Here is a 12,335-nt window from a genome sequence, read left to right on the forward strand (position 1 = left end):
GCACAGGAAGAGGTCCGTAACCATGGCCACCCGAAGAAACAGCGCTGAGGACACCGATTCCGCAAACCGCATCAGCGGTTGTAACTGTTTGTTTTTAAAAATCGAGAGACTTATCTTAGTGCCATTCGGGTACTACCGGTTTTTGCAACGCTGAAAGCCGCTTTTTTGACGGACTAGGACTTCGTTGCACAAAGGCTCGTTCATGCAACTGGATTAGCGTCGCGTTGGTGTATGAACGGGCCGAGAATGGCTAATTCGAGCGAATTTTCAGCGGAGAACTTCGACGCATTCGATGGATGAACATTCAGGAACCGATGCCCATCGACGAGGGATGTTTTTCTCGGAAGACGCCGGTGGGCGGCTCACTCCAGTCGCTCACCCTGGATGACCACCTCGACCCGGTGTTCCTGATGATCGTCCACCAGCGGAATGCTCGGTTTGTCCCGCGCGACACCATCCAGCGTGATCCGTGTCTCCCCTTCCTCGCCGGCGATCTGGGTCACGGCGATCTGGTAGAGCGTCTCCCGATAGCGGTAGCGCAGCTTGAAGCCGTCCCAATCGGCGGGGAGACAGGGCGCCAGATGCAGGGTGTCGACCTCCAGACGCAGACCGAGCAGGGATTCCAGGATCAGCCGATACATCCAGCTCGCCGAGCCGGTGTACCAGCTCCAGCCGCCGCGTCCGACATGCGGCGCGACCCCGTAGACATCGGCCGCGATCACATAGGGTTCGACCTTGTAGGTCGCGATGTCCTCGGGCGAGCGACCATGGTTGATCGGGTTGATCATGGAGAAGAGTTCCCAGGCGCGCGCCGAATCGCCCAGGCGCGCGAACGCCATCGTCGCCCAGATCGCGGCATGGGTGTACTGCCCGCCGTTCTCGCGCACGCCGGGCACGTACCCCTTGATATAGCCGGGATTCAGCTCCGAGGTGTCGAAGGGCGGATCCAGCAGTTGGATCAATCCGGCCTCGCGACGCACCAGACGCGCATCCAGGGCGTCCATCCCCTGACGTGAGCGCTGCGGATCGCCGGCCCCGGAGAGCACCGACCAGCTTTGCGCGATGGAGTCGATCTGGCATTCGACCTGACTCGCCGAGCCCAGCGGCGTGCCGTCATCGAAATAGGCGCGCCGATACCAGCCGCCATCCCAGCCATGCGCCTCGATGTTCTGGCGCAGTTGCTCGGCCTCCCGCTGGCAGCGCTCGACGAAGGGCTGATCACCCTGCGCGCGCGCGACCTCGCTGAAGCACGTCAGTACCTCGTAAAGGAACCAGCCCAGCCAGAGGCTCTCGCCCCGGCCCTGGATCCCGACCAGGTTCATGCCGTCGTTCCAGTCGCCGGAACCCATCAGCGGCAGGCCATGCTCGCCGAAGCGTAGACCGTGCAGGATGGCGCGCACGCCGTGCTGGTAGAGAGTCGCCGACTCGTCGGACTGACCGGGCAGGTCGTAATAGGAGTCGTCCTCTCCACCGACCAGGCGTCCCTCCAGGAAGTGGGTCGTCTCCTCCAGCACGCCGACATCCCCGGTGGCCTGGAGATAGCGGCAGATCGCCAGCGGGAGCCAGAGGTAATCGTCCGAGCACCGGGTGCGCACCCCCCGGCCCGAAGGCGGATGCCACCAGTGCTGCACATCGCCTTCACGGAACTGACGCCCCGCGCACAGCCGCAGATGTTCGCGCAGTAATCCGGGCTCGGCATGGACGAGCGCCATGGCGTCCTGCAACTGGTCGCGGAAGCCGAAGGCGCCGCCCGACTGGTAGTAACCGCTGCGTGCCCAGAGACGGCAGGCCAGGGTTTGATAGAGCAGCCAACCGTTGGCCAGGACGTTGAGCGAGGGATCGGGCGTGTCCACCTGGACGGCGCCCAGGGTCCGCGTCCAATAGCCACGCACCGCCTCCAGCGCGGTCCGAGCGGCGAGCGCGCCGCGGTAGCGATGGACCAGGGTGCTGGCGTCATCCGCGCCACGCCGGCCCGCCACGCCCAGCCGGAAGACGATTTCATACCCTTCTCCGGCGGACAGATCGAAGGCCACCTGGATCGCGCCGCAGGCATCCAGCCCGGCTCCGACCTTGCCGGACAACCGCGTCCGGGTCAGCGCGGCCGGCGCGCTCGGGCTGCCGTTGCGCCCGATGAATTCAGCCCGGTCGCCGCTGACGGTGCGCGCCGGATCGTCCACGTCGAAGAAGGCCAGGCGGTCGGCGAATTCGGTGTTGTAGGGATTGCGCGCGAAGAGCGCGCCGCTGGTCGGATCGATCTCGGTCAGGACGTGCAGGGTCGACTTGGGCCGCAGATCGCCGAGCACCCATTCCACATAGCCGGTCGCGGACAGCCGACGCGCCTGATTCGACCGGTTGGTGACCTTCAGCACCGAGAACTTGATGGGCGCGTCCAGGGCGACATAGACCCACAACTCGGACTGGATGCCGTCCTCGGTGTGCTCGAAGAGGCTGTAGCCGAACCCATGCCGGCTGACGTAGGGCGTCTCGCCCGTGGCGGGCAGCGGCGTGGGCGACCAGACATGGCCGCTGTCCTCGTCGCGCAGATACATGGCTTCGCCGCTGGCGTCGGTCACCGGGTCGTTGTGCCAGGGGGTGAGCCGGAACTCATGGGCGTTATCGCTCCAGGTGTAGGCCATGCCGCTCGCCGAGAGGACCGTTCCGAAGTGCGGATTGGCCAGGACATTCACCCAGGGCGCGGGCGTCGTCTGGCCGGGCGCGGTGGTGATGACGTACTCGCGTCCATCGGGGCTGAAGCCGCCCAGCCCGTTGTCGAACAGTCGATCGGGAAGCGCCTCGCTGTCGACTGTCGACTGTCGACTGTCGACTTTTTCGATGCCCCGACTCCATTCGGCAAAGCGGGAGCGGGTCGGGCGCAGACGTGGCATGCGCTTTTCCAGCGGACCGTGCCGCTTGATCTGTTCGGCCAGGGTGCCCCGCGTGTCGCTGAGAATGACCCGCGCCACCGTCTGGAACAGGATGCGATCCTCGTTGGAGATCTGATCGGCGGGTCGGATGAAGATGCCGCCGGGGCGATCCATGACATGCGCCTCGGCGCCCGCCGCGATCAGCCCCAGGATCTGGTCATGGAGGAGTTGCCGATACCCGGCGCGATCCTCGTTCCAGATCACCAGATCCACGGTCAGTCCCTTGAGACGCCAATAGGCATGGGCCTGGACCAGTTGATGGACCAGCTCGATGTTCGCCGGGTCGCCGATTCGCACCAGCACCAGCGGCACATCACCCGAGACCGCGTGGCTCCAGAGTCCGGATTGACCGCGCCGATTCTGGCTGAGAATGCTCGGCTCGGCGCGCAGCGAGGCATTGGCATAGAGGATCGAACTGGCCAGGCGTCCGTAGAGCTGCACGTCGGACTGGCTGGCGTTGATTTGGCGCAGCACCACCTGGCTGTGGGTCCAGGCCAGATCGAAGACCCGATCGGCGAGGCGCTGATCCTGATATTTCTCGACCAGACCCACGGCGATCTCGCGGCTGTCGCCGATGCCGGTGACCCGATCGATGGTGGCGAATTGATCGGGATCGAGCGTGATCCTGTAGCGGATGGCGACGATCGGATCCAGCACCGAACCCGCGCGGCCCGAGAGCGCCTCATCCCCATCCATGGCGAGGGGGTTGGTGACCGTGCGGTCGCGCCCGATGAAGCGCATCCGATCCGTTTCATAGGAGGGCGCGCCGCACTCGGCCCCGCGCACCACCATCAAATGGAACAGCCAGGGCGAGGACTCGTCGCGCGAGCGTGGCCGGCGGGTGCAGAGGATCGCCGGTCGCGGATCGAGGATCTCGGTCTGGACGAAGAGGTTGCTGAAGGCCGGATGCAGCGCGTCCGCGGCGGGCGGGGCGAGCACGACCTCGGCGTAACTGGTGATCTCGATGACCCGACGGGTGCGGCCTCGGTTGGTGAGGCGCACCCGGCGCAGCTCGATGTCGTCCTCGGGCGAGACCGCGATCTCGGTATAGGACTCGATCCCCCCATCGCGGCGGCGGAACTCGGCACGGCCCTCCGAGAAGATCGCCTCGTAGCTGTCCGGCGTCTTGAGGGTCGGCTGATAGGCGGTCGACCAGAAGTCGCCGCTCGCCGGGTCGCGCAGATAACAGAAGCTGCCCCAGGGATCTCGGGTGGTGTCCTCGCGCCAGCGGGTGACGGCCAGATCCTTCCAGCGACTGGAGCCGCCGCCGGCGTTGGTGACCATCACATGGTAGCGGCCATTCGACAGTAGCTTGACTTCCGGGATGGCGGTGTGAGGGCTGGTGAAGACGCGAATCTGCGACTCCTGATCACTGTCCGTCGTGCGGATGTCGGTCGGCTCGCCGGTGGCGTGCGAATAGAACGATGGGGTCTTGGGGATGCGCTCCTGGAGCAGCAGGGCGGTCGCCTGGAACAAAGGGGCCGAGGCAAAGCGTTTCTGCATCGGACGATCCAGCAACAGATAGGCCAGCGACAGGAAGCTCATGCCCTGGTGATGGGCCATGAAGGAGCGCACCACGGCGCTCGACTGCCCGCGCGGCAGGCGCGACGTGGTGTAGTCGATCGCCTCGTAGAAGCCGTAACGGCCTTCGAATCCGCTCGCGGCGAGGCGCTGGAGATTCTGGCAGGCGGCCTCGGGCGCGACCATGAGGGCGAGCGCGGAGGCATAGGGGGCGATGACCAGATCCTCGGCCAGCCAGCGTTTGAGTCCCAGACCGGGCACGCCAAAGGCGTGGTACTGGTAATTGAGATGGATGTCGACCGTGTTGTAGCCGGACTCCGACACGCCCCAGGGGACGCCGCGCTGCTTGCCATACTGGATCTGCCGGGCGACCGCCGTGCGATAGGTCTGATCGAGCAGGGTGTGATCGTAGGTCGGCATCACCAGCAGCGGCATCAGGTATTCGAACATGGAGCCGCTCCACGACAGGAGCGTCGGCTCGCCGGCGGCGACCGTCAGCAGGCGTCCCAGGGCGAACCAGCTTTCCTGCGGCAGTTGACCCTGCGCGATCGCCACGAAACTGCCCAGACGGGCCTCGGAGGCGAGCAGATCGTAGTAGCTCGCATCCTGTCGGTGATCGGTGACGTTGTAGCCGATCGCCAGCAGATGACGCGACTCGTCGTACAGGAAGTCGTAGTCCATCCGGGCCAGTTCGCCGGCTTGCAGGGCCAGGCGTTCGAGCGCGGCGATCCGCTCGCGGGCGCGCTGGCTGGCCTCCCGGATCCTGTTGTCCTTGACGTCCGTGTTGTCTTCCAACGCCAGCTCAACCCTCGCCAACTCCCGCAGTGTGGGAACCTCATCAAACTGATTCGGAGCCGGGTTCGCGAGCCAGGGCGTGAGAAACCGCAGATCATCCAGGATGGCGCGGCATTGTTGGGCCAGCGATATGGCCCAGGCGTGCGCGGCGTCCTCGGTCAGATCCAGCGCCGCCGACTCGGCCGCCGTCGCCAGCGACTCAAGACAGTCGCGGGCCGCCGCGAGCCCGGTTGGCGGCGACTGGATCGCCGACGTCAGCGTCCGCTGGAATGGCGTGAGCACGGCCGGCGGCGCGTGCTTGCGATGCGGCGCGGAACCGCCATCCAGCCCGTCGCGCAGAATCCCGAAGCTGTCCTCGATCCCATCCAGCCAGCGCGGGTTAAGGATGGGCGCGTCGATCAGTGCCAGCAGACCCGGCTGCAAGGTCAGCAGATGACCCGCGAGGTTGCCGCTATCCACCGATGAGATATAGATCGGGGCCAGCGGCTTGAGCGTCTGGGTGTCGTACCAGTTGAAGAAATGACCGCGATAGCGGTCCAGGCCGGCCATGGTGTCCAGCGCGCCGGCGGTGCGCGCGATCAACCCGCCGGTCGTCAGATAGCCAAAGTCATGGGCGGCCAGATTGGCGAGCAGCGACAGCCCCATGTTGGTCGGCGAGGTGCGATGCGCGACCACCGCCACCGGATGCTCCTGATAATTATCCGGCGGCAGCCAATGGTCGTCGGGGCCGACGAATTGCTCGAAGAAGGCCCAGGTCTTGCGGGACATGGCGCGCAGGAAGTGGAACTGCTCGGCCGTCAGACGGGCCTCGCGGCGCGTCAGCGGGCGGCTCATCCACCAGGCGAGGCTGGGCGCGGCCAGCCAGAGCAGCAGGATCGGACCCGCCACGAGGAGCACGGCCGGTTCGGAGAGGGCCAGCACCAGCGCCGTGACCAGGGCCAGCGCGGGGGCGATCCACATCATCCGATGGAAGTCGACGAGGCCCCGACCCGCGCGGTCCAGATCGCCCGAGGAGGTCCATTCGAGCAGGCGTCGGTGGCTGACGCGCGTTCGCCAGAGGGTGCGGACCATGGCGTCCAGGCTGAAGAATCCCTCATAGGGGAGACAGACGATCGTGAATACCGCCTGTTCCAGTTGCCGGCCCGCCGCGCGCAGCGCCGCGGTGAGGTGATGACGCCAGCGCACATCGCCCGGCTTTTGCAGGAAGCTCAGGAGCGCGGTCAGCAGGGACGGAATCATTGAGATCCCGAGCACCGCCAGGGTCCAGAGCCCAGGCGACTCCGTGACCGTCCAGCCCAGCACGAACAGCAGCGTCAGGGCCGCCGGCGCCAGACTGCGCCGCAGGTTGTCGGCCAGCTTCCAGCGCGACAGCGCCGAGAGCGGGTTCCTGCGCCGCTGTCCGTCGAGACCGGGGACGCGCGGCAGCAACCAGCAGGCCACCTGCCAGTCGCCGCGAATCCAGCGGTAGCGCCGGCTCACATCCGCGCTGTAGCAGGCGGGATACTCCTCGTACAACTGCACGTCGGAAAGCAGCCCGGAGCGCGCATGGCAGCCTTCCAGCAGGTCGTGGCTGAGGATGCGGTTCTCGGGAAAACGCCCGCCGAGCGCCTGCTCGAAGGCATCGACCTCGTAGATCCCCTTGCCGATGTAGGAGCCTTCCTGGAACCAATCCTGGTAGACGTCGGAGACGGCGTGGGTATAGGGGTCGATGCCGGCATCGTTGCCGTGCAGGCGCGCGTAACGGGAGCGGTTCGCGCCGGGCAGACTCACGGCCACGCGCGGCTGGAGGATGCCGTAGCCGGCGGTGACGAGCTGTCGGCGCGCCTCGTAGGAGGCCCGATTGAGCGGGTGCGCCAGCGCGCCGACCAGCTCGCGGGCGGCGTCGCGCGGGAGTTGGGTGTCGGTGTCCAGGGTGATGACGTAACGCACGCCGAGCAGGATGTCCGTCGCGCCGACGACCCGCGCGAAGCGATCGCCGGCGTCGCCGCGCAGCAGGGCGTTCAGATCCGCCAGCTTGCCGCGCTTGCGCTCGTAACCCATCCAGATCCGCTCTTGCGGATTCCAGAGACGCGGGCGGTGGAACAGGAAAAAGGTGTCGCCGCCGTCGCGCGGGTACTTGGCGTTGAGCGCCGTGATCCCTTGCGCCGCCAGACGCACCAGTGACGCATCTTCCGGCAGGGTTTCCGATGGCGCATCGCGAAAGTCGGTCAGGAGGCCGAAGTGCAGGCTATCGTCGCGATTGGCCAGGAAACGGACCTCCAGCGCCTCGATCAGCGACTCGATGCCCGCCTCGCTGGTGAGCATGGTCGGCGTGACCACCAGGGTGCGTGACTCGCTCGGAATTCCGGCTGAAAAATCCAGACGCGGCAGCGGTTCGGGGGTCGCCAGCAGCGTGGCCAGCCAGTTCACCAGCGCCACCGCCAGTTGACTGACACCCAGCACGACGGGCAGCCCCAAGAGCGCCAGCAGCCAATCCGGCACGCCATCGGAGCGCGCCTGCGTGAGCAGTCCCCCGGCGAAGAGCAGCGTCAAGAGGATGATCGCGCCGAGATACAGAACCAAGGGGATCCGGCGGCCCCGTCGTTGCAGTGACGCCAACAGAGGCAAACGCGCCCGCGCCCGGCGTTCGAGCTGGGATAATCCCCGATCGATGAGGTAATAACCCACATGCGCCGTGCGCGCGTCCTCACCGGACGGGGCCGCGTCCGCGCCCTCGCGCGCCAGTTCGATCGCGTGGCGCGCCACCTCCACCTCGGACAGTTGGCTGTTCCTCGCGACCTTCTCCACCACATGGCGGTAACCGTCGCGGGTGGCGAACTCCATCCGGCCATGGATCCCGGCCGGATCCTCGCGCAAGGTCCGCTCGACCAGACTCATGGTCTCGACGAACTCGCGCCAGTCCATCGCGCCCAGGAAACGAAGACTGCCGATGCTGTTGCCGATCGACACCTGATCGGCGGCCTGCTGCTGGTTCTCCACGCGCACCAATTGCTCGATTGTCAGGCCCGACTCGGCGAGTTGCTGCTCGATCCAGGTCAGCGGCAGGGCCAGCGCGGAACTCTGGCCCTGCAGCCGGCGCGCCAGCTCCGCCACGAAGGCGCCCGACAGGGGCGGGTTCGAGCGCGCCATGTCGGCGATCACCAGGATCAGATTCTTCGGATCGCTCTCGGCCATCGCGGTCAGTTGATCGGCCCAGCCATCGGCCAGATTCTGATCGGTTCGGCTCACCGCGATGCGGGCCGCGACCCGGCGCAGATTCTCGATCAGCGTCAGCCGCAGCATGATGGGGATGGCCCACAACTCACCCAGCTTGAGCGTACTGAGGGTCTGGTAAGCGACGACGAACCGGCTGAGATTCTCCGGATCCACCCGGCCATCGCCGTGCGCGATCATCTCCAGCGCCAGGTCATAGACCCGCGGCAGACCGGACGATGGACCCCGGCTCAGACGCGGCAGTTGCCGACTGTAACCCTTGGGGAGATGCCGTTTGGCGGTGCGGATCTGTTCTTCGATCAGATAGAAGTTATCGAGCAGCCATTCGCCGGCCGGGGCGATCCGGCGGTTCTCCGTGACGGCGGCCATGAGCAGGCGGCAGACGCCGATCAGGATGGTTTCATTCTCGTTGAGTCGCGCCAACAGGCGGTCCGGAGGATGTCCGGGCATCAAGGCGTGCGTGTCGGCGAGCCGCTTGCCGTGCTCTTCCATCTGCACCGCGCTGAAAAGTTCCGAGCGCAGCGGAGACTCGTCGCCGACGGAGGTTTTGATCAAACCCTTGCCGGGAAGCCGTCTCCTTAACTTGAGCAGGATTTCACGAATCGCCAAATGACTCTCCTTCAACTGTCCAATCTCCGGCATCGAGACGCCAACCTCCCCGGACCCCCTGTCCGGAGATCATCCGCGAGAAACGGCCGTCCCCTTATTTATGCCGCATGTCATTCTTGACGGACACCACGCCTGGGACCGCGCCCGCGACCCGAACCGCTTGGTTGATATCCGCCTTGGAGTTGACGAAACCGCTCAACTGGACCACGCCCTTGAAGGTTTCGACGTTGATCTCGGCCGATTTCAGGGTCGGGGCGTCGAAGATGGCCGCCTTGACCTTGGTGGTGATGACGGCATCGTCCACGTACTCACCCGTGGCTTGTTGCGTGGCCGTCGCGGCGCAGCCCAGGAGCGACGCAAGCAGGATGACGGAGAAGACCGCCGCGAGTCGATTGAAGATTCTCATGATGGAACTCCGGCTGTATTCGTTTGGGAAGGGTCTTCCTGATGAGCTGTCGCCGAATCGCCTGTCATCCGCTGGTGTTGACAGGGGCCGGAACCTCGCCTTACAGGCACTCTTTGCGAGTGCCTGTAAGGCGACGGGTCGAAAGATTACTTGAAATGCGATTTGAACGTATTGAAGGAATCCTTGAACGCCTCCCAGACGTGCTCGGTTTCCACCTTAAGCTGCTCCCAGTTGCTTTCGGTAGCGGCCTGCATCTCATCCAGCTTTTTCTCGCCTTCCGCACGCTTTTCACGTAGCGCGACGAGCTGCTCCTCGTATTTCACCTTGGCGTCCTCCTTGACTTCATGCGCCTTCTCCTGAAGCTTGTCGATTTCCGCGCTCCAGGCATCAAGCCGCGTCTTCATTTCCGCGATATATTCGTCTTTCGTCAACATGGGATCTTGCTCCTGTTCTGGATCGTTCGCCCGGCGAAATGCCGGAATTCAACCGCCGACTCATCATCGCCCGGTCAAGGGATCGGTATGTATCACCCGGCCCACTGACTCACCATGCGATGGGACCAAAGAATCCGAAGGCACTAAGCACGAAAAGAATCGCGACAACGATCACGATCGCATTCACGACCTTCTTGACGGTGGCGTTCATCGGAATGTAAACATTGACCGCCCAGAGAATGGCTCCGAAGGCGACCAGGTTGATCACCAATTGAATATAGGCCATGACATTCGTCCTTTCATATGAGGTTAGGGTCAGCCTAGGACACCCCCGGACAGGTGTCTGTACGCTAGCGCACGGAGGCGCCAGAAAGACGCCGGTGCGCCGCCGCGCTTATTTTTTCCAGTAGAAGTCGACGCGCGACTGGCCCGAGGCACCGAGATGGACGTCTTTTCGCTGGGTTTCGTCCTGACCGCGTGGCCCCGTCGGGGTAACTTCCAGGCTGTAGTCGCCTGGCGGCAACTGGGCGTAGAACCAGGGGCCTTTCGACTCGGCGGTCAAGACCGACTCACGGCGCGCATCCAGAATGTTCACCCGCACCGCCGAGAGATACTCGCCGCTGCCTTGCGTGGCGAAGAGCAGGTGCAGATTGAACTGACTGGCGAGTGCCTTGAGTTCGCTGCGTTCACTTTCGCCGACGCCACCCGAGACATAAGGAATACCGCCCTCGCTTTTGATCACGGATGACGACGGGATTGAAGAAGGTGATGCGCTGGCGCCATCGGCCGGGCGAATGCCATAGGTCGTCTGGGCCTCGGCCAACCGCAAGGCACCATCCGTGTGTATCAGTCGCAACGGAGCCTCATAGGTGTGCCAGGCGCCAAACGACGGCCCCGCGAGGCCACCGCAACCGAGTATCAGGCCCATTGTCATCAAGCGGAATTTCTGTATTTTTACCATGTAACCGAGCTCTTTTTAGTTATTGAAAGGCATCGAACGTCGCGTGATTCAGGTCGCGGCTCAACCCTCCTGCAGCAGACTACGCAGGTCGGTAATCGCGGCATTGACGCGCGAGACATAGGAGGCCATCACCAGCGAATGATTGGCCATCGGCCCGAAGCCGGTACCATTGAGGATCATCGGGCTCCAGACGGCGTTCTGGGTATTTTGCAATTCACGGTTGATCTGCTGCAGGGACACCAGGGCATTTTTATCCTTGAGCACCGATTCGAAATCGATCTCCATCGCCTGCAGGGTATGCAGCAACGCCCAGGTATAGCCCCGCGCCTCGAAAAAGATATCGTCGATCTTGAGCCAGGGCGTCTTGGTCTTCGATTGAGCCGGGACCGGTGTCGACTGACGCGCGCTAGGCTCGCCGGCCAGGGCTGTATTAAGGTGGGCCTGACCGACCGCGTAGGACAGACGCTGCGCCAAGCTTCCCAATCGTTTTTCCACCACGATGAGATAGGCGGTCAAGTTGTCGGCGCGCGCGAAGAACTGTCCATCCAAGGCTCGCTCGTCGGACAGCCGGCCCAAATAGCTATAGAGGGCGTCCGTGGCTTTTCGATACTCCGACTCGGTGGATGGCAGGATCCAGGAATCCGATTGGTAATTGAAATGGGGCTGCGCGATTTCCAGATCCTTGTCCTCGACCGACTGGGACTGGGCGCGACTGAAATCGTTACGCAGGGCCAGCACCAGGTCTCGCATCTCGGTCAAGGCTCCGAATTCCCAGTTCGGGATATTGTCCAGATAGAGACCGGGCACACTGATGTCGTTGGTCAGATAGCCACCGGGTTTATCGAGCAGGGTCTCGGCGATCCGGATGGCGGTCGCCGTGGTGGTGACGCCTGGAACCAGCTTGCTCTCGTCGTTATTGACCAGAGACAAGGCATTCTCACGTACCTCGAACGTCGCGGGCGATCCTGACCAGACCAGCCCGAGAATGATGACGACGACGATATAAGTGATCAGAAACAGACCGCCGGTCCACCAGAATCCCTTCTCTTTCCAGGTGCGCGGATCATAGTAGGTGACAACCTTCGTCACGCCCTTGGTCAGGCGTCCCTTGCCTGAAACTCTGTATGGTGATGAGAGATCATTCATTGCATTCTCCAGCTCCCTCCGTGGAGAGGGAGTCGCTAGGGTGACCATTGACGACCGAAAACCTGGACGCTAGCCGGATTTAGGCACGATCAGCATAAGCGCGCCCGCCAGGATCGCCGCCACGCCAGCCCATACTGGAATATTGACCGTCTCCCGATCCTGAACCGTCAATTCAAGGGGACCGATCCTGGCCTCCTGAGTCTCGGTTGGATAACTGAAGCCGCCATACGCCAAACCTAAACCACCGGCCACGATCAGCGCGATGCCCGCAAGATTCAATGCTTTCATGTTTTCCGCTCCCGCGATGATTATCCGATTCGTCGGTT

Annotated in this window: 7 protein-coding genes; all 7 read right to left on the reverse strand. The window is 64.0% G+C overall.

All coding sequences use genetic code 11. From position 1 onward, the window contains the following. Positions 1–362 precede the first annotated feature (362 nt). The 7 genes from CKO27_RS06980 to CKO27_RS07010 all read right to left on the reverse strand — a co-directional run bounded on the left by CKO27_RS06980 (position 363) and on the right by CKO27_RS07010 (position 12,297). Positions 363–9,095: a glycoside hydrolase family 94 protein gene (locus tag CKO27_RS06980; protein WP_242470778.1), complete on the reverse strand. Its 8,733-nt coding sequence runs from the start codon at positions 9,093–9,095 to the stop codon at positions 363–365. A gap of 61 nt (positions 9,096–9,156) precedes the next feature. Next, the gene (locus tag CKO27_RS06985; RefSeq protein ID WP_200374159.1) at positions 9,157–9,468 is read right to left on the reverse strand and encodes a BON domain-containing protein; all 312 of its coding nucleotides are present in this window, start codon (positions 9,466–9,468) and stop codon (positions 9,157–9,159) included. Between the two features lie 146 nt (positions 9,469–9,614). Continuing rightward, complete coding sequence (locus CKO27_RS06990; RefSeq protein ID WP_200374160.1) at positions 9,615–9,902, reverse strand: sll1863 family stress response protein; 288 nt, start codon at positions 9,900–9,902, stop codon at positions 9,615–9,617. Between the two features lie 109 nt (positions 9,903–10,011). After that, positions 10,012–10,188: a Thivi_2564 family membrane protein gene (locus tag CKO27_RS06995; RefSeq protein ID WP_200374161.1), complete on the reverse strand. Its 177-nt coding sequence runs from the start codon at positions 10,186–10,188 to the stop codon at positions 10,012–10,014. A 108-nt stretch (positions 10,189–10,296) separates the two neighbouring features. Further along, complete coding sequence (locus tag CKO27_RS07000; protein ID WP_242470779.1) at positions 10,297–10,758, reverse strand: carboxypeptidase-like regulatory domain-containing protein; 462 nt, start codon at positions 10,756–10,758, stop codon at positions 10,297–10,299. 165 nt (positions 10,759–10,923) lie between these two features. Beyond that, positions 10,924–12,009, reverse strand: coding sequence for a DUF2333 family protein (locus CKO27_RS07005; RefSeq protein WP_200374163.1), 1,086 nt, complete (start codon positions 12,007–12,009; stop codon positions 10,924–10,926). 69 nt (positions 12,010–12,078) lie between these two features. Further along, the gene (locus CKO27_RS07010; protein ID WP_200374164.1) at positions 12,079–12,297 is read right to left on the reverse strand and encodes a hypothetical protein; all 219 of its coding nucleotides are present in this window, start codon (positions 12,295–12,297) and stop codon (positions 12,079–12,081) included. Positions 12,298–12,335: the final 38 nt, after the last annotated feature.

Source organism: Thiocystis violacea, from assembly GCF_016583575.1.
GTDB lineage: Bacteria > Pseudomonadota > Gammaproteobacteria > Chromatiales > Chromatiaceae > Thiocystis > Thiocystis violacea.